Below are 18,472 nucleotides of genomic sequence, written 5' to 3' on the forward strand. Positions count from 1 at the left end.
CGTCGCCGATGTGATAACTCCCTCTGCGGCCCCGATCATCCCACACGGCCGACCGGTGCGGCAAGGGTGCCGGGGGCTTGCGTCGGCGGGCCTGGTGTGCCATAGTTCACCCTCCATCAACGCCCCCTGAACGGACCCGAACCCGCCGCCGCAGCGCTACGAAGGACGTCTGAAAATGCCCTGGCAGGTGGGTCTCTACGCCGCCGCCGTCTTGATCCCCCTGGCGGCCTTTCTCGTCGAGATCCTGTTCATCCGACAGCTCGGCCGACGCAACGCCTGGATCGCCACCGGCGCGATCGCCGCCTCATGCCTCCTGAGCGCGATCGGATTCCTCGACTACTTCCTGATCGAGAACCGCGCCGCACTCGCGGAACCGGCTCATCATGAGGCCGCCGAGGCCCACCACGAACCGCTCGCCTGGCGGGGGAGCTTCGACTGGGTGCTGCTGGACGCCCCCCAGGAAGGGCGTCGGCTGTCGATCCCGCTGGGGGTCCACATCGACAACCTCGCGGTTGTCATGTTCCTGATGGTGACGTTCGTCGCGACGCTCGTCCACGTCTACTCGATGGGCTACATGGCCGAGGACGCGCGATACCCGCGGTTCTTCGCGTTTCTGTCGCTCTTCTGCTTCTCGATGCTCGGGCTGATCGCCGCGCCAAACCTCTTCATGATCTTCGTGTTCTGGGAGCTGGTCGGCGTCTGCTCGTATCTGCTGATCGGCTTCTGGTATGTGGAGAAGGCCAACGCCGACGCCGCCAACAAGGCGTTCATCGTCAACCGCGTGGGCGACGTCGGCATGCTGATCGGGCTGGGGATTCTCTGGTCGGCGCTGGGCACGTTCGACTTCCAGGAGATCGCGGCGAGAGCCGGGACGATCTCCCCTGGTCTGCTGACGCTGGCCGGACTGGGCGTGTTCGCGGGGTGCGCCGGCAAGAGCGCCCAGTTCCCGCTGCACGTCTGGCTCCCCGACGCCATGGCCGGGCCGACACCCGTCTCGGCGTTGATCCACGCGGCGACGATGGTCGCGGCCGGCGTGTATCTCGTCGCCCGGTTCTTCCCGGTCTTCACGCCCGAGGTCTTGCTGGTCATCGCCTACACCGGCGGCGCGACGCTCCTCATCGCGGCGACGATCGCGATGGTTCAGACCGACTACAAGAAGGTGCTGGCGTATTCGACGGTCAGCCAACTCGGCTTCATGATGCTGGGGCTGGGGGTCGGCGGCTGGTCGGCGGGGGTGTTCCACCTGCTGACGCACGCCTTTTTCAAGGCCCTGCTCTTTCTGGGGGCCGGCAGCGTCTACCACGGGGTGCACACGTACGACATGGCGGAACTCGGCGGCCTGCGGAAGAAGATGCCCGTCACCGCCGTGACGATGCTCGTCGGCGTGCTGGCGATCTCCGGCGTCCCCTTCTTCAGCGGGTTCTACTCCAAGGACGCCATCCTGGCCGCCGCGCTGGCTCGCGTCTGGCAGAGCCCGCAACACGCCTTGCTCTTCGCCCTGTCCGTCGTGGGGGCGGTGCTGACGACCTTCTACATGTTCCGCATGTGGTTCCTGGTCTTCGCCGGCGAGCCCCGGGGCTTCTCCGACCCCTTCACGGCCCGCGTCGTCCACGCTCACGACGAGGAGCACGTTTTGGCCGAGGAGGAAGCCGTGCACGGCGTCGGGGCCCCGCAGTACGCCCTGAACCCGGCCGCCCGCGCCCATGAGAGCGAGCCGATCATGACCTGGCCGCTGGTCGTCCTGGCGGCGCTCAGCGTCTTCGCCGGCTGGACGGTCTGGCTGGGCCTGCCGTTCGGGACGCCGCTGCTGGAGCGGATGCTGGCCCACGGCGAGCCCGCCGGCGCGATCGACTCGCACGCGGCCCACTGGTGGGCGGTGGTCGACTCCCTGGCCGTCACGACCATCGGCTTCCTCTTCGCCGCCCTGTATTACGCTCCGACCGGAGTGCGCGGGCTTCGCCTGAGCCCGGCCCGGACTGCGGCGCGGTTTCGGCCGCTCCACACGCTTTTCACCAACAAGTGGTATTTCGACGACCTTTACGCCCTGGCCTTCGTTCGTCCCTGCCTGCGGCTGGCGAAGGCCTGCTCGACGTTCGACAAGGTCCTGATCGACGCCCTCGTCGACGGCTCGGCTCGGTCCGTGGAGTGGCTCAGTCGGGCGGGCGGCCTGTTCGATCGCGTCGGAGTCGACGGCCTGGTCAACGGGTTCGCGCAGGCCTTGTACCTCCTCGGCGATCGCGCCCGGTCGATTCAGACGGGGCGGATTCGCAGCTACCTGATGTTCCTGGTCCTGGGCCTGCTCGGCCTGTTCGCCGGGCTTTACGCCTGGGTGGGTTGAAACAAATAGACATCGCCATGAGTGACCTCTTCCTGCTGACCTCCCTCTGGCTCGTCCCGCTCCTCGGCGCGGGGGTCGTGCTGCTCTTGCCGAAGGGGGCGGAGCGCCACGCCAGGTACGTCGCCACGGCGTTCACCGGGCTCGCCTTCCTGCTGACGCTCGTCGCGCTGGCGGCCTACGTCTCGGGCGGCTCGGCGTCGGCGCCTCTGGCGGAGCGGGCCGGGCGGAACGTGTTGACCCATGAAATCGGCGTGGTCGGCGTCGATGAGTCTCGGGGGCTGGGCGACCTGGTGGTCCGTCGGGCCTGGATGCCGGCGTTCAACATCGAGTACTACCTGGGGCTCGACGGCGTCAGCGTCTCGCTGGTGGTGCTGACGGGGCTGATCAGCCTGCTGGCCTGCCTGGCGTCCTGGGGGATCGAGAAGCAGCCCAGAGGCTATTACGCGCTCTTCCTGCTGCTGGTCGCCAGCATGACGGGGGTCTTCCTGGCGCTCGACCTGGTGCTGTTCTACGTCTTCTTCGAGGTCATGCTGCTGCCGATGTACTTCCTGATCGCCCTCTGGGGGGGCGAGGACCGGGAGTACGCGGCGATCAAGTTTTTGCTCTACACGCTATTCGGCTCGGTCTTCATCCTGGTCGCGATCCTGATCCTCTACTTCTGGAGTCCCGGCGACGCTCCCGTCGCGGGCTTCCAGGCCGGGACGTTCGACCTGGTGACGCTGACCTCGATCGCCTCGACGACGGGCTATTACGGGCGCTGGATCCAGGACTGGGTGTTCGTGCTGTTCCTGATCGGCTTCCTGGTCAAGCTCCCTTCGTTCCCGTTCCACACCTGGCTGCCCGACGCCCACGTCCAGGCGCCGACGCCCATCAGCATGATCCTGGCCGGCGTGCTGCTGAAGGTCGGCGGCTATGGGCTGATCCGGCTGGCCTGGCCGCTCGCGCCGGCGGGGGCCCTCGACTGGTCTTACGCCACGGCCGCGGTGGGGGTCTTCAGCATCATTTACGGCGCCCTGGCGGCGATGGCGCAGACCGACTTCAAGAAGCTGGTGGCCTATAGCTCGATCAGCCACATGGGCTACGTGACGCTGGGGATGGCCGCGATGAACCTGGCGGGCGGGGCCGGCTATTACGCGTACGGCGTCAACGGGGCGATGTACATGATGCTGGCCCACGGGATCACGTCGGCCGCGATGTTCTTCCTCGTCGGCGTGATCTACGACCGGGCCCACACCCGAGACCTCGACAAGCTGGGGGGGCTCAACGACGTGATGCCGGTGTACGGGGCGGTCTCGTACGTGATCTTCTTCGGCTCGATGGGACTGCCGGGCCTCTGCGGCTTCGTCGCCGAGATCTTCGTGGTCCTGGCCGCGTTCCACTACAACGTCTGGCTGGGCGTCCTGGCCGCCGCCGCCGTGGTGCTGACGGCCGGCTACATCCTCTGGACCATCCAGCGCGTCTTTCTCGGCCGCAACGACCGCTGGCAGGGCCTACCCGACCTGACCCCCCGCGAGGTCGTCATCGCCGCCCCGCTGGTCGTGCTGACGGTCCTGATGGGCGTCCTCCCCCAGGCCCTCGTCCTGAGCTGGATGAGCCCGTCCGTCGACCGGACCGTCGCCGGCATCGCCTCCGGCACCCGAACGGCCGGCGGACCGATGGCGAAGCAAGACGACGGCGTTCCGCCGCTGGTCGTCGAGGCGCGATAAACCCTTGGAGCCCGGAGGTCGGGTCGAGCCCCAGCCTTCCTGGCTGCCGGGAGTGCGGGGTCGGCGCCGGGAGACGATTTATCGTCTACCAGCACACTTAAGCCCCATGACGCCAGCACTTTAAGACCAACTGCCGGGAGTTATGAGTCATTCCCCCCCTCGTTGGGGGAAATGAATTTACTCTCCGAGAGAGCCTGAACGCCCTCCCCCTCCCCCCCAGCGGCCTGATTTTGACCCGGCGTCTACCAGCACTCCCGGCGCCTGCCTGAGAGTTATGGGGCTCATGACGGTCATTCGGCGGCCTGGCGTCCGTCGGATGGGCGAGGCCCACCCGACGAAAGCCTCGGTCAGGAACTCACTCCTTGACGTCCACCCAACCCTTCGCCTTGGCGGAATCGGCGATGGCTTCGCAGATGCGGACTTCGCGGTCGCCGTCGGCGAAGGTGGGGAAGTTCGGGGTGCCTTTGCAGCCGTTCTGGATGAACGTGTAGAAGGCCAGGTCGAGCTGCTTGAAGGCGTCGGGGAAGCCTTCGGCGTGGCCGCCGGGGTAGTGGCTGAAGTTGCCGGCTTCGGCCGAGAGGATGGCCGGGTCGCGGTTCATGATCTGGTTGGGAGCGCCTCGGCGGCCGAGCCAGAGCAGCTCGGGGGACTCGCTGTCCCACACCATGGAGCCCTCGGTCCCGCAGACTTCCAGGTACAGGCGGTTCTTGCGGCCGCCGTGCATCTGGTTGACGTGGAAGACGCCGCGAGCCCCCTGCGACAGGTGCAGCAGCACCGCGCCGTAGTCCTCGGTCTCGATCTTGACGGCCTCGGACGCCTTCTTGGTCGAGTTGGGGCCGGTGAAGGTCTCGGCGCCGCCGACGGGGCGGTTGCGCTCGGGGTGGAACGTCGCCAGGTCGGCGTTGACCTTCTCGATGTGCCGGCCGGTGATGAACTGGGCCAGGTCCATCCAGTGGGTGCCGATGTCGGCGATGGCCCGCAGGTTGGTGTGGCCGTCGGGCTCGACCCGCCAGTTGTAGTCGTCGACCATCAGGAGCCAGTCCTGCGTGTACGACCCGGTGACCGTCAGGATGCGGCCGAGATCCCCCCGGGCGACGCGGGCGTGCATCTCCTGGGCGAGCGGGTAAAACCGCAGGTTGTAATTGACGCCGGCCGCCTGCATCGGGTGCTTGGCCGCCAGCTTCACCAGCTCGGACGTCTCCTTGGAGCTGACCGCCAGAGGCTTCTCGCAGAGGACGTGCTTGCCGGCCTCGAGCGCCGCCTTGGCGTGCTCGAAGTGGATGTTGTTCGGCGAGGCCAGGTGAACCGCGCCGATCTCGGGGTCGGCGAGCACCTCCTCGATCGTGCTGTAGACCCTGGGGATGCCCAACCGCTCGGCCTGGGGCCTGGCCTTCTCCGGGGTGATGTCGAGCAGGCCGGCCACCTGCACGCCGATCCGGCGCAGAGCCTCGGCATGGACGGGACCGATGAAGCCGCCGCCGATCAGGGCGACCTTGGGGGGGTTGGTAAGGACGTAGGGAGCGCCCATCGCAGGATACCTCTCGCTTCGCTTCAGAACTGGGAGTGCATACGGCAAGGCTGCCGACGACCTCCCTTCTCCCCTGGTGGGAGAAGGTGCCGCGCAGCGGCGGATGAGGGGGGTCGTCACCGTCAGCCGGTCGGGGTCCCCCTCAACCGGCCTTCGGCCACCTTCTCCCACCAGGGGAGAAGGGAGGAGTTTCGGACGTTGTTGCTTATCAGAGGGTCGATATTCACTTCACCTCGTCGATCGTCACCGGGCGGCGTTCGACGGCGGAGATCATGGCGGCCTCCAGCACGCGCTGGGTCTGGTAGGCGTCTTCAAAGTCGGGGATCGGGACGATCGGCTCCTGGCCGCCGAGGACGCGGAGGATGTCGAAGGCCTGGTTGGTGAATCCGTGCTCGTAGCCCAGGACGTGGGCGTCGGGCCACCAGTGGGCGGCGTAGGGGTGGTCGCCGCCGTGGGTGCACATGATGGTGGTCCAGCCCTGGACGGCCCTGGGGCGGGTGGCGTCGTAGAACTGCAGCTCGTTCATGCGCTCGAAGTCGAACTTGATGGCGCCCTTGGAGCCGTTGATCTCAAAGCCGTTGCGGTTCTGGTTGCCGGTGGCCTGGCGAGCGGCCTCAAAGTAAGCCACGCCGCCGCCGGAGAGCCTCGACAGGAAGAGCACGGCGTCGTCCACGGTGACCGGGCCGGTCGCCGCCTCGGAGCCTCCCACGCCGGCCGCGATGCCGCCGGCGGTGGGGCCCGTCATGAGCTTGCGTTCCTTGATGAAGGTCTCGGCGATGGCCCCGGCGATCTCGGTGACCTCCTCGCCGGTGACGAAGCGGACCATGTCGATGATGTGGGCGTTGAGGTCGCCGTGCGACCCCGCCCCGGCGCCTTCCTTCTGGAACCGCCAGATCAGCGGGATCGACTCGTCGGCCCAGTCCTGGAGGTAGAACGCGCGGGCGTGGCGGACCTTGCCGATCGCCCCTTCCTTCACGAGCTTGTAGGCGAAGGCCACCGCCGGGCATCGGCGGTAGTTGTACCAGATGAACGTCTTGCCCTTGGACTCCTTGGCCGCGGCCACCATCAGCCGGGCCTCCTCGATCGTCCGGGCGATCGGCTTCTCGCAGGCGACGTGCTTGCCCGCCTTGAGCGCGGCGAGCGAGACCTCGGCGTGCATGTTGTTGGGCGTGACGACGTCGACCAGGTCGACGGCCGGGTCGGCGACAGTCGCCTTCCAGTCGGTCGAGGAGTGGGCCCAGCCCCAGACCTTGGCGAATTCCTGCGAAGCGGCGGCGTCGCGGCCGAAGACCGTGTGCATCACCGGCGCGACGGGGGGCTTGAAGAACCGCGGCACCTGCGACCACGCGTTCGAATGCGTCCGTCCCATGAACCCCTGGCCGATCATGGCCACGTTGATCACACTCATGATCCACCCTCGACGAACGGGAAGTGGGCCGACGCTCACGCATGTGGCGGTCGGCGGGCACGATCGCAATCCAGACCGGCGGAACCGGGAGGCGGGCGGACGGCGGCCTCGCTCTCTGGGTCGTCCGCGCAACGACGCAGGCCACTATAGCCGTGCCCCAAACCCCATCCAAGGGCCGACCGCCCCTTGCGAGGGTTCCCGCCGCCCCGCTACGCTCGACGATCGTCGCACGTCGGATCAGAGTCGAATTCGCCCTCGTCGATCGGAAGGCCGTCGCCGATGAAACGAAGAAAGCTGCGCGTGGGGATGGTCGGTGGTGGCGGGTCCAGCAGCTTCTTCGGGGCGCCGCATCGCCGGGCGATCCTGATGGACAATACGTCCGAGCTGACCGCCGGCGCCCTGCGGAGCAAGCCGGCGGAGGCCCTCGCCGCGGCCGAGGATCTGTTCTTCACCCGGGGCTACGGCCACTGGAAGGATCTCGTCGACGGCGAGGCCGCCCTCCCGGATGCCGACCGGATCGACTACCTGACCATCGTCACCCCCAACGACGCCCACGCCGGCCCCGCCGAGGCCGCCGCGGAGGCCGGAATCGCCGTCCTCTGCGAGAAGCCGCTGACCACGAACCTCGACGAGGCCCGCCGGCTGCACGCGGCCGTCCAGGCGGCGGAGGTCCCGTTCGTCGTCGCGCACACGTACACGGGTTATCCCATGGTCATGTTCGCCCGCGAGCTTGTGCGCGACGGACTCATCGGCGAGATCCGCAAGGTCGAGGCCTGGTACCCCCAGGGCTGGCTGGCCACCAAGCGCGAGGACGAGGGGAGCAAGCAGGCGTCGTGGCGGACCGACCCCGCTCAGGCGGGCGCCTCCGGCTGCGGCGGCGACATCGGCTCGCACGCCTACGAGTTCATCCGATTCGTCGCCGGCCTGCGGGCCGTGAAGCTCTCCGCACGGATGAAGTGCATCGTCCCCGGACGCTCGCTCGACGACGACTTCTCCGTCTTCGCCGAGCTGGACAACGGCGCCATCGCCACCGTGACGGCCTCGCAGATCACCGTCGGGGCCGAGAACGACAACGGCTTCCGGATCATCGGCACCGCCGGCACCCTCCAGTGGCGGCACACTCACTTCGCCCAGCTTGAACACTACGTCGCCGACAAACCGGTCTCGATCTACCGAGCGGGGATCGACTACGGCTACATGCCGGCCTCGATCAAGCCCTACCTGCGAATGCCCAGCGGCCACCCGGAGGGCTTCCACGAGGCCCTCGCCAACCTCCACCGAACGCTCGAATGGACGATCCGAGGCCGGCGCGGGGAGACCGTCCCGAAGCCCTTCGACCACCCCGGCATCGTCGACGGCGTGGCCGTCATGGCGTTCCTGGAGACGGCCGTCGCCAGCGCTCGCCAGGACGGGGCCTGGGTCGAAATCCCCTTCCACGCTTGACGAGCGAGCGAGGTCCGACCGTGAAGGAAACGCTTGTCCGCTTCAGCGTGGCCATCGGCGGCGAGTTGCTCCGGCTGTTCGACGACTACCGCGAGCGCCACCGATACCCCAACCGCTCCGAGGCCGTCCGCGGCCTGATGCGCTCCGCGCTGATCGACGAGGCCGTCTGCGACGAGGAGACCGACGCCATGGGCGTCGTGACCCTCATCTACGACCACCACTCCTCGCGAATCTCCAAGCGGCTGACCGACATCCAGCACGAGCACCTGGAGATGGTCGTCACAACCACCCACGTCCACCTGGACGCCGCCCGCTGCCTGGAGGTGATCCTCCTGCGCGGCAAGGCCGCCGCCGTCCGCAACCTCTCCGACGACCTCATCGGCACCAAGGGCGTCGAGACCGGCCGCCTCGTCCTCGCCGCCGCCTCCGCCGTCGTCGACGGACAGGGGCACGCCCACGGGCATGGGCATGCTCATCCGCATCCTCATTGAGGCTCGAGTTCTTGATGCCTGAAGAAGAGTCGACCGAGGCACCAAGGCTTCACGCGAAGCTATTCCCGTCGGAGCCGATCATCGGCGGCCCGTTTCTGAATGCCTTCCACAAGGTCTTGAAGGCGACCTTGCCGGAATGGACCTCTCGCCTGACTGTCCGCGAGGGCGGCGTCGATCGTTGCGTAGTCGGGCCCGACGACGATCTCGCCGCGGCCATCCCGATCGTGCCGAGGATCTCGCCGAGGGGCAGGCAAGGTGCCCACCTTTACGGAGCCTATCGGGGCCTTAGCTTCCTCCTGATTTCCTCGCCCGACAGCCTGCCGCCCAGCCATAACGTGATCAACATCTGCTCGGACGGCCGTCCCGAGATCGAAGGACGGTCTACCCACGAGTGGATCCGAACTTTCTTCGAAGCCGTCGTCGCCGCGATTCCGATCCGGTACGGCCTCGCCTGCGACGGCGAGGAATTTAGCGCGCAGAACAGCATCGCCGACGAATGGAGCGTGGAATTGGTCGGCCGGGACATGACGAAGTCGCTTCCGGGGCTGTACTGGCTCAACTACTTCGGCGAGCCCTACGTCGACTTCATCGGCGAGACTCGCCTGACGACCGCACCTGGCCCGATCGTCCGCAAGGTCGACCACGGCGTGTTCATCGAACTCGCCGAATCCCCCTGGGACTGGCGATCCCCGGCGTACCAGTCGCTCCGGGAGGATGTTCTGAGCCATCTCGGCCCCGAATACTTTTACTCCCTCCAGAACCCCGACCGCCCCACGATCGCCCCGACCTTCACCAGGAGCCAGTCGGCGTTGCCTTGAATCCAACAAGCGACCGGTACAACTCTTCAGCGCCGACAATCCTTTTCCCCACCTGACCGCACACCCGCGAGCATTTCGACGTACAGACTCTTGGATTCGGCCGTCGATCCTTCACATCTCACGACAGATCAGTCGGATCTCGCTTCGATCGTACAACTTGCGAGGACACGTTATGGGCCTCACGTCTCAAGCGGCTTCTTCCATGCGCCGATGCTTCCGTCCCGGCCTCTTCGTCGCGGCGTTCGTGAGCATCCCGGTAGGATGCGGTCAGGGCGAGCAGGCGGGGGAAAAAGCAGCCGCCCTGGCCGAACCGGCAGCCGCCCCCACTGGGCACATGGTTTCCCAGGATGCTTTCATCGCGCCAGATCCAGCGCCCCAGAGTTCCTTTAAGGCAGCAGCCAAGGTTGAGCCTGTCGTCAACGCCGAGAGCTACGCGAAGATCGTCGACAACGGATTCCTTCGCGCCGATCAGCAGCCGCTCTCCACGTTCTCGATCGACGTGGACACCGCATCTTACGCCAACGTGCGCCGCTTCCTGACCCAGGGGATGAGGCCGCCGAAGGACGCCGTGCGGATCGAGGAGTTGATCAACTACTTCCCCTACAACTATCCTCCGCCGAGCGGGGACAACGCCTTCGCGGCTAACGTCGAATTCACCGGGTGCCCCTGGAACGCCGACCATCGCCTCGCGCGGATCGGGCTGAAGGGCAAGGAGATCAAATCCGAGAAGCGTCCGCTCGCGAACCTCGTCTTCCTGCTGGACGTCTCGGGCTCGATGAACAGCCCTAAGAAGCTGCCGCTCTTGAAGTCGGCCCTGAGCATGCTCGTCGAGCAACTCGGCGAGAACGACCGGGTGGCCGTCGTCGTCTATGCCGGCGCCGAGGGCCTCGCGCTGCCGTCGACCTCGTGCGAGAATAAGCAGGCGATCCTCTCGGCGCTCGAGGGCCTGGCGGCCGGCGGATCGACCAACGGCGGTGCGGGGATCGTCCTGGCGTACGAAACGGCCGTCCGCAACTTTATCCCGGGCGGCACGAACCGCGTGATCCTCTGCACCGACGGCGACTTCAACGTCGGCGTCACCAGCCGTGAGGCGCTGACGAGCCTCATCCGGGAGAAGGCCCGCAGCAAGGTCTTCCTCAGCGTCCTCGGCTTCGGCGACGGGAACCTCAAGGACGCGACGATGGAGCAACTCGCCGACCTGGGCAACGGCAATTACGGCTACATCGACTCCCTGGCCGAGGCGAAAAAAGTGCTCGTCGAGCAGATGAGCGGCACCCTCGTCACGATCGCCAAGGACGTCAAGATCCAGGTCGAATTCAACCCCTCGAAGGTCGGCTCGTATCGCCTGATCGGCTACGAGAACCGCGTCATGGCCGCCGAGGACTTCAACAACGACGCCAAGGACGCCGGCGAGATCGGCGCAGGCCACACGGTCACGGCCCTCTACGAAATCGTCCCGCCCGGCGCGCCCGTCGATCCGAGCGTCGACCCGCTCAAGTACGCGAAGCCCGACGTATCGGCCGTCTCGCTCGGATCGCCGGAGACGCTCACGGTGAAGGTCCGCTTCAAGGCCCCTGAGGGGGACGAGAGCAAGAAGATCGAGCAAGGGTTCGTCGACGAGGGGCGCGGTCTCCCCGAGGCTTCGGCCGACTTCCGATTCGCCGCCGCCGTGGCCTCGTTCGGGATGTTGCTCCGCGACTCGCCCCACAAGGGGGCCGCCACCTTCGGCAAGGTCGCGGAGTTGGCGGAGACGGGGCTGGGGGACGACCCCTCGGGATATCGCAGGGAATTCCTCGGCCTGGTTCGGACAGCGTCCGACCACCCCGATCGATCCGGGCCGCACTGAGGCATCCCCGCGCCGAAGGGTTCGACCCGCCGGGACTCGCGTGGTATACTGAACGTGGACGCCCGTGCACGCGCAACCGGCGTCATCGCTGCCACGGGAGCAATCGGGAATGTCGAGCCGACCGTTCTGCCATCTTCACTGCCACAGCCACTACAGCCTGCTCGACGGGGCCAACAAGCTCCCCGACCTGGTGAAGCATGTGAAGTCGAGCGGCATGTCGGCGGTTGCGGTGACGGACCACGGCAACCTCTTCGGCGCAGTGGAGTTTCTCCGCGAGGCCAAGTACGCGGGCGTGAAGCCGATCGTCGGCATCGAGGCCTACGTCGCGCCGGGCAAGCGGACGGACCGTTCGAACAGCGGCTCGGGCGAGGAGAAGTTCGCCTACCACCTGACGCTGCTGGCGAAGAACGGCACGGGCTTTCGCAACCTGCTGCGGCTGTCGTCGCGGTCGTACCAGGAGGGCTACTACTACAAGCCCCGCATCGACAAGGAGTTGCTGGCCCGCTACAGCGACGGGCTGATCTGCCTGTCGGGCTGCGTGGGGTCGGAGTTCTCCCAGCACCTGCTGCACGACCGCTTCGAGCAAGCCGAAAAGCTGGCGATCTGGTATCAGCAGACCTTCGGCGAGGGGAACTTCTACGTCGAGATCCAGGACAACGGCCTTCAAATCCAGCGCGACGCCCGCGAGCGCCAGGTCGACCTCGCCCGCAGGCTGGGCCTGCCGATCGTCGCCACCAGCGACGCCCACTACCTGAAGCAGGAAGACCACCTCTCGCACGACGTCCTGCTCTGCATCAACACCGGCAAGACGATCGACCAGCCGCTGGACAAGCCGCGGTTCGTGGACGACTCCGGCAACAAGATCTCCGACCAGTTCCACGTCCGCACGCCCGACGAGATGTACGCGGCCGCCAAGGGGTATGAAGAGGCCCTGAAGCAGTCCACGCTCATCGCCGAGATGGTCGAGGACAACTACGCCAGCGCCGAGCTGGGCAAGCGGCAGTTCCCCTCGTTCCAGCCTCCGGACGAGAAAACCCCCGAGCAGTATCTTCGCGACCTGTGCGATCAAGGACTCCGCGAGCGATACCCATCTCCCACCCCGCCGGAGGTCCTGGAGCGGCTCGACCACGAGCTGGCTACGATCAACCGGATGGGCTTCGCCTCGTACTTCCTGATCGTCTGGGACTTCGTCCGCTACGCCCGCGAGAACAACATCCCGGCGTTGGCGAGAGGCTCGGCGTGCGGGGCGCTCGTGGCGTACGCGCTGCGGCTCAGCGACGTCTGCCCGCTCAAGTACGACCTCCTGTTCGAGCGGTTCCTGGACCCAAACCGGTCGGAAGCGCCTGATATCGACATCGACCTCTGCCAGGAACGGCGGTACGAGGTCATCGAGTACGTCCGGCGCAAGTACGGCGACGCCAACGTCGCGCAAATCGGCACGTTCGGCACGATGAAGGCCAAGGCCGCCATCAAGGACGTCGGCCGGGCGATGAACATGCCGCTGTCGCGGGTCGAGGAGATCAACAAGCTGATCCCGACCCGCCTGAACATCACCCTCGACGAGGCCATCGCCGAGGAGCCGATGCTCCGCAAGCTCAGCGAGTCCGACCCGGAGGTCGAGAAGCTCCTGAATTTCGCCCGCCGGCTGGAGGGCTCGGCGCGCAACGCCAGCACGCACGCCGCCGGCGTGGTGATCGCCGACCAGGCGCTGGAGAGCCTCGTCCCGCTGCAGGTGATCCGCCGCGGCGACAAGGAGGAGGTCGTCTGCACCCAGTGGGACATGGGCGACGTCGAGAAGGCCGGCCTTCTCAAGATGGACTTCCTCGGCCTCCGCAACCTGACCACGCTCCAGGCGGCCGTGAAGCTCATCACCGAGCGCCACCCCGAGGACAACCTGGACCTCGGCAAACTCCCGCTCGACGACCCCGAGGCCTTCGCGCTGCTCCAGCGCGGCGAGACCAAGGGCGTGTTCCAGCTCGAATCGGCGGGCATCCGCGACCTGCTGGTGAAGATGAAGCCCGACCGCTTCGCGGACATCATCGCCACCAACGCGCTCTATCGTCCCGGCCCGCTCAACGGCGGTATGGTCGACGAGTACGTCGACGTCAAGAACAAGCGGAAGGAAGCCTCCTATCTGCATCCCGTGCTGCGGGAAGTCCTGGAAGAGACCTACGGGGTCATGGTCTACCAGGAACAGGTCATGCGGATCCTCAACCGCCTGGGGGACATCGAGCTCTCCAAGGCGTACGCCTGCATCAAGGCCATCTCCAAGAAGAAGATGGAGACCATCGCCGAGGGCCGCGACCAGTTCATCAAGGGCGCCATCGCCAAGGGGCTGGAGAAGGACAAGGCTGCGGGCATCTTCGAGCTGATCGTCTTCTTCGGCGGCTACGGCTTCAACAAGTCGCACTCCACGGCCTACGCACTGGTGGCCTACCAGACGGCCTACCTCAAGTCGCACTACCCCACGGAGTACATGGCGGCCGTCCTCTCGTCCGAGATGGGGGGCGCCGAGCGCGATAAGTTCTTCGTTGAACATATCGATGACTGCCGCCGCATGAACATCGAGGTCCTGCCGCCCAACGTCAACCAGGGCGAGGCCACGTTCACCGTCCACACCGAGGGGAAGATCGAGTTCGGCCTGGAGGCCATCAAGGGCGTCGGCGCCAAGGCCGTCGAGGCGATCATCAAGGCCCGCGCCAAGGACGGGCCGTTCAAGAGCCTGGAAGACTTCTTCGAGCGGATCTCCAACCGTGACGTCTCCGCCGCCGCCGCCGAGACCCTCATCCGCGCCGGGGCGTTCGACTTCCTGGGCGCCCGGCGGTCGCAGTTGCTGGCCATCCTCCCCCGCGCCATGCAGGGGGGCCAGTCCAAGCAGGAGGACCGCAAGCGCGGCCAGCGCGGGCTGTTCGACGACGACGACACGGCCCCGGCCTCGAACGGCCCGGTCGCGTCCAACCTGCCGGACGTCCCCGAGCTGCCGGACGTCGAGCGGCTCCTGGGCGAGAAGAAAGCCCTGGGCTTCTACATGTCCAGCCACCCGCTCTCCCGCTACGCCGACAAGCTGGAGGCCCTGGCGACCCACCGCGCGGCGGACATCGCGGCGGCGGCTGCGAAGCTCAAGGAGTCTTCCGGCGGCTCGTCGGGCGGGGGCGGCGGTCGGGGCGGGTTCCGCGGCGGCGGCGGCGGCGGCGGCAACCGGATGGAGGTGATCCTGGGCGGGCTGGTGACGAACGTGCAGGTCCGCAACGTTCAGAAGAGCCGGTCCGGGCTCACTCGCATGGCCAAATTCACCTTTGAAGACCTGAGCGGCTCCACGCCGGCCATGCTCTGGCCGGAGGAGTTCGCCAAGATGGGCGACGTCATCAAGGACGACGCCATCGGCTTCATCAAGGGGACCATCGACCTCAGCCGGGAGCCCGCCGAGATCGTCGTCAGCCGATTCATCCCGATCGAGAACGCCGACGCCGAGCTGTCCAAGGGGGTTGTCGTCACGCTCCGCAAGGGGGTCCAGCAGCAGGAGGACCTGGAACGGCTGCTGCGGATCGTCCGCGTCCGCCCGGGGAACCTGGACCTCTACCTGGAGATCTTTGGCATCGAGAACGTCCGCCGCGTGATCTACCGCGCGGGGGCGTCGATGAAGGTCAAGTACGACGACCGGATGGTCTCCGAGATGGGCTCGGTCGTCGGCCCGGCGAACGTCCGCCTGCTGGGCGCCCGCGGCGCCACCGCCCGCGCCGAGGTCCTCACCGCGTCCGCGCCCTCGCCCGCCGTCGGCCGCGACGAGCCGATGGAAGACGGGATGGAATCCGGGGACGACGATTGAGCTTCTCGCGTGCGAAGGCTCTTATTTCTGTCCCCTCTCCCACCGGGAGTGGGTGGCCCGAAGGGCAATACTGTTCGGCACGACTTGCATATAAGCCATCGGAGGCGATTGCCTCCCTTCTCCTCTGGTGGGAGAAGGTGCCCCGTAGGGGCGGATGAGGGGGGTCATAACCGTCGGCGGACGTTGGGATCCCCCTCATCCGGCCTTCGGCCACCTTCTCCCACCAGGGGAGAAGGGAGGTTTCCATCGCTTCTTCTGAAGCTCAATTCCCGTGCCGAACAGTATTGGCCCGAAGGGCCGGGTGAGGGTCGTCGGACTGTAGGCATAGCCTGATATCATGGCTGGCCGCGTCCAGCAGGCCCTCCGCGCTCCCACAACCCTCACCCGCCGCTGCGCGGCACCCTCTCCCGGTGGGAGAGGGGACTTCAATCGCCGCCTGGCTCGTCTTCGTCCATCGGCAAATCCTCATCCTTCGGCTCCGGGCGGCGGAGGGCGGGGAGTTCGATGGTGAAGGTGGAGCCTCGGCCCAGCTGGGACGTCACCTGGATCGTCCCGCCGTGCTCGCGGACGATCTTCTGCGAGACCGGCAGGCCCAGGCCGGTCCCGCGCGAGCCCTTGCTGCTGGCGAAGATCTGGAAGATGCCCGCGATATCGTCCTCGGCGATCCCCTTGCCGTTGTCCTGCACGCGGATGCGGACCACGCCCGTGTCGGCGGCGTTCTCGATCGAGACGGCCACTCGGGGCTGGTTCGCTCCTTCGGCGGCGTCGATCGCGTTGGTCACCACGTTCAGCACGGCGCGGTGGATGCCGTCCGGGTCGACCCAGATCTTGGGGAGAGCCTCGCAGGGGGCCCAGTCGAGCTTCACCTCGAACTCCGCGGCGCGTGACTGCATCAGCTCCACGACGTCGCCGACGGTCTCGTTCAGGTCGGTCGGCTCCAGGGCGGGCTCGCGGTCCTTGCTGAACGAGAGCATGTCCATGACGAGGTTGTAGATCTTCGTTTGGTTCTTCTCGACGATCGTCCAGCCCCGGCGCACGATCGACTCGTCCTTCTCGTTGAGGCCCAGGTCGATCAGGTAGCTCCCCCCGCGCACGCCTTGAAGGATGTTCTTGATGTGGTGCGAGAGCGTGGCGATCGTTTGTCCGACGGCGGCCAGGCGTTCGGCCTGGATCTTGTCGTTGTAGAAGGTGGTGTTCTCGATGGCCAGCCCGGCCTGGTGGCCGATGGCGACCATCAGCATCAGGTGGTCCTGCGAGAACTTCCCGCGACGCCCCGGCTTGCCCACGGGGATGAGGGCGGAGCCGTCGGACTGGATGTCGGCGTAGAGGACGCCCAGCGTGGTGTGGCGGCCCTGGACGGGGACGCAGATGGCCTCCCGGATGCGGAAGTCCATGATCGATTCGGCCGGGCCGAACCGCTTGTCGCCGGGGGCGTCGGACGTGATGACCCCCTGCCCTTGCTCCAGCACGTAGTCGGTGATCGTGCTGGAGATCGTCATCCGCTCCTCGGCGTCGGCCGGGATCCGCCAGCGGACGGCCTTGGGGACGAGCGCTCCGGATTCATCACGCAGCAGGATCGCGCCCCGGTCGGCGCCGATCGACTCGAAGACCAGCTCCAGCACCTGCGGCAGCAGCGAGTCCACGTCCAGGATATTGCTGACGGCCTGCGTGGCTCGGTACATCACCGAGAGGTTCATCAGCCGCTCGCGGAGCCATCCCGCAGCGCCGTCGGGCTGCTGAAGGACCCGCGAACCCTCGTCGGAGGGGATGCTGCGGAGGATGGCCGAGCGGTCCTCCGGGCTGCTCTTGCTCAGCAGGTCGACCCGCGTCGTCAGGTCGCGCCGGCTGTCGAGCACGCCCTCATTGTAGAGCATGACCGTCTGGCCGAGCTGCAGCCGGTCCCCGGAGCGCAGGGGGGCCTGATCGACCAGGTGGCCGTTGATGAACGTGCCGTTGGCCGACCCCAGGTCGACGATCCGGAAGACGTCGTCCTCCAGCCGGATCTCCGCGTGCCGGCGCGAGACCTCGGTGTCGTGCAGGCGGATCGGGTTCGAGGCGTCCCGGCCCAGCCCCACGGCGCTGGACTGGAACTCGAACCGCTTGCCCTGATCGGCCCCCTGGATGACGAACAAGGAGGCCACGGGGTTCAAGCTCCTCGGCTGGGCGTGGAAGAGGAAGAGGCGGACGGACGGCGATCTCAGAAAGACACCCCGTCACCGTAACCCATGCCTCCGAGCCCGTCAACCGCCGGCGCGAGCGTCACTCATCCAGGACCATAACGACCTTCCCTCCTCGCGGGGGAGGGCGGCCGCTCAGGAGTTGCCAGTTGTCCGTTGTCAGGAACAATCGTGGGTTGTTCTGGCTAAGAACTGAGAACCGGCAACTGAGAACTCCCTGTCAGTCGTCCCGACGCCTCATTAACCGACGCCCTCGCAGCCCGGCCGCCCCGATGACCGCGATCGACGCCGAGACCCACGCCGAGGGCTCCGGCACCGGCGCGGCAACCACGTTAACCGTGTAGTTCGCGCTGATCGTCACTCTGTCGCCGGCGGCGGTGGTCACGCCGACATCGAAGGTCGCCGGAGCACCATTGATGTTCACGCTATACAGGCCCACCGCGGACGTTGGGTCGATCGTCACCGTGAACAAGGCGCCCGTGTACGTTCCCCCGCTCGGGAGCGTGAAGAAGATGGGACTCGCCTCCAGGCGCGTCGAGGTCCCGGCCAGATAGGGGAAATAGACCCCCGTACTGGCGAGGCTGGCGCCCGGGTCCAGGTGCAACGTGCCCGTGAACGTGTAGGAAAACGAGTCGGAGGCCAGGGTGACCGTCGGGTTTGGGACGTCCAGCGTGACGGTGCTCGCCGCGTCGGCTGGGGCGGCGAGGCCGCCGATGAGCAGGGTGGCGGCGAGGGCGGCCGCGATTCGGGACTTGAGGCGCATCGGCTTCATCGCTCCTGAGGGTTCCGCGCGATTCGACTTCGAAATCGAACAACCCCCAGAGATATAACCGATCTCCCAGGCCTTTTTAAGGTCATATCCAAATGTTGACAATAATCACCGCGTCCCGT

At 66.9% G+C, this 18,472-nt stretch carries 11 protein-coding genes; 7 read left to right on the top strand and 4 right to left on the bottom strand.

Annotated features, from left to right (window positions below):
• The first annotated feature begins 175 nt into the window (after positions 1 to 175).
• Positions 176 to 2,338 carry an NADH-quinone oxidoreductase subunit L gene (nuoL, locus tag G5C50_RS23640; protein WP_165073431.1) on the top strand — a complete coding sequence of 721 codons (2,163 nt, stop codon included), beginning with the start codon at positions 176 to 178 and terminating at the stop codon, positions 2,336 to 2,338.
• Between the two features lie 17 nt (positions 2,339 to 2,355).
• On the top strand, positions 2,356 to 4,044 hold the full coding sequence (locus G5C50_RS23645; protein WP_165073432.1) for a complex I subunit 4 family protein: 1,689 nt from the start codon (positions 2,356 to 2,358) through the stop codon (positions 4,042 to 4,044).
• A gap of 355 nt (positions 4,045 to 4,399) precedes the next feature.
• On the opposite strand, the gene G5C50_RS23650 is transcribed toward G5C50_RS23645, so the two are convergent.
• Together G5C50_RS23650 and G5C50_RS23655 are read right to left on the bottom strand one after the other, a co-directional pair.
• Entirely contained in the window at positions 4,400 to 5,572 is a 1,173-nt protein-coding gene (locus G5C50_RS23650; protein ID WP_165073433.1) for a Gfo/Idh/MocA family protein, read from the bottom strand.
• 223 nt (positions 5,573 to 5,795) lie between these two features.
• Positions 5,796 to 6,980 carry a Gfo/Idh/MocA family protein gene (locus G5C50_RS23655; protein ID WP_165073434.1) on the bottom strand — a complete coding sequence of 395 codons (1,185 nt, stop codon included), beginning with the start codon at positions 6,978 to 6,980 and terminating at the stop codon, positions 5,796 to 5,798.
• A gap of 279 nt (positions 6,981 to 7,259) precedes the next feature.
• On the opposite strand from G5C50_RS23655, the gene G5C50_RS23660 reads away from it, so the two are divergent.
• The 5 genes from G5C50_RS23660 to dnaE all read left to right on the top strand — a co-directional run bounded on the left by G5C50_RS23660 (position 7,260) and on the right by dnaE (position 15,404).
• Positions 7,260 to 8,423: a Gfo/Idh/MocA family protein gene (locus G5C50_RS23660; RefSeq protein WP_165073435.1), complete on the top strand. Its 1,164-nt coding sequence runs from the start codon at positions 7,260 to 7,262 to the stop codon at positions 8,421 to 8,423.
• 20 nt (positions 8,424 to 8,443) lie between these two features.
• A complete protein-coding gene (gene nikR / locus G5C50_RS23665) occupies positions 8,444 to 8,914 on the top strand; it encodes a nickel-responsive transcriptional regulator NikR (protein WP_165073436.1) in 471 nt (156 codons plus the stop codon).
• A 14-nt stretch (positions 8,915 to 8,928) separates the two neighbouring features.
• Positions 8,929 to 9,732, top strand: a complete 804-nt coding sequence (locus G5C50_RS23670) for a hypothetical protein (protein WP_165073437.1) — start codon at positions 8,929 to 8,931, stop codon at positions 9,730 to 9,732.
• A 202-nt stretch (positions 9,733 to 9,934) separates the two neighbouring features.
• Positions 9,935 to 11,578, top strand: coding sequence for a vWA domain-containing protein (locus G5C50_RS23675; protein ID WP_240907332.1), 1,644 nt, complete (start codon positions 9,935 to 9,937; stop codon positions 11,576 to 11,578).
• Positions 11,579 to 11,687: 109 nt separating this feature from the next.
• Positions 11,688 to 15,404, top strand: coding sequence for a DNA polymerase III subunit alpha (dnaE, locus tag G5C50_RS23680; RefSeq protein WP_165073439.1), 3,717 nt, complete (start codon positions 11,688 to 11,690; stop codon positions 15,402 to 15,404).
• A 425-nt stretch (positions 15,405 to 15,829) separates the two neighbouring features.
• On the opposite strand, the gene G5C50_RS23685 is transcribed toward dnaE, so the two are convergent.
• Both G5C50_RS23685 and G5C50_RS23690 read right to left on the bottom strand, forming a co-directional pair.
• On the bottom strand, positions 15,830 to 17,545 hold the full coding sequence (locus G5C50_RS23685; RefSeq protein WP_165073440.1) for an ATP-binding protein: 1,716 nt from the start codon (positions 17,543 to 17,545) through the stop codon (positions 15,830 to 15,832).
• A gap of 256 nt (positions 17,546 to 17,801) precedes the next feature.
• Complete coding sequence (locus G5C50_RS23690; protein WP_165073441.1) at positions 17,802 to 18,344, bottom strand: hypothetical protein; 543 nt, start codon at positions 18,342 to 18,344, stop codon at positions 17,802 to 17,804.
• Between the last annotated feature and the right edge of the window lie 128 nt (positions 18,345 to 18,472).

Source organism: Paludisphaera rhizosphaerae (assembly GCF_011065895.1).
In the GTDB taxonomy this organism is placed as follows: domain Bacteria; phylum Planctomycetota; class Planctomycetia; order Isosphaerales; family Isosphaeraceae; genus Paludisphaera; species Paludisphaera rhizosphaerae.

Bases quoted from the DNA above. Each gene is read 5' to 3' on its own strand.
- nuoL (WP_165073431.1), top strand. From the start codon at position 176: ATGCCCTGGCAGGTGGGTCTCTACGCCGCCGCCGTCTTGATCCCCCTG.
- G5C50_RS23645 (WP_165073432.1), top strand. From the start codon at position 2,356: ATGAGTGACCTCTTCCTGCTGACCTCCCTCTGGCTCGTCCCGCTCCTC.
- G5C50_RS23650 (WP_165073433.1), bottom strand. From the start codon at position 5,572: ATGGGCGCTCCCTACGTCCTTACCAACCCCCCCAAGGTCGCCCTGATC.
- G5C50_RS23655 (WP_165073434.1), bottom strand. From the start codon at position 6,980: ATGAGTGTGATCAACGTGGCCATGATCGGCCAGGGGTTCATGGGACGG.
- G5C50_RS23660 (WP_165073435.1), top strand. From the start codon at position 7,260: ATGAAACGAAGAAAGCTGCGCGTGGGGATGGTCGGTGGTGGCGGGTCC.
- G5C50_RS23670 (WP_165073437.1), top strand. From the start codon at position 8,929: ATGCCTGAAGAAGAGTCGACCGAGGCACCAAGGCTTCACGCGAAGCTA.
- G5C50_RS23675 (WP_240907332.1), top strand. From the start codon at position 9,935: ATGCGCCGATGCTTCCGTCCCGGCCTCTTCGTCGCGGCGTTCGTGAGC.
- dnaE (WP_165073439.1), top strand. From the start codon at position 11,688: ATGTCGAGCCGACCGTTCTGCCATCTTCACTGCCACAGCCACTACAGC.
- G5C50_RS23690 (WP_165073441.1), bottom strand. From the start codon at position 18,344: ATGCGCCTCAAGTCCCGAATCGCGGCCGCCCTCGCCGCCACCCTGCTC.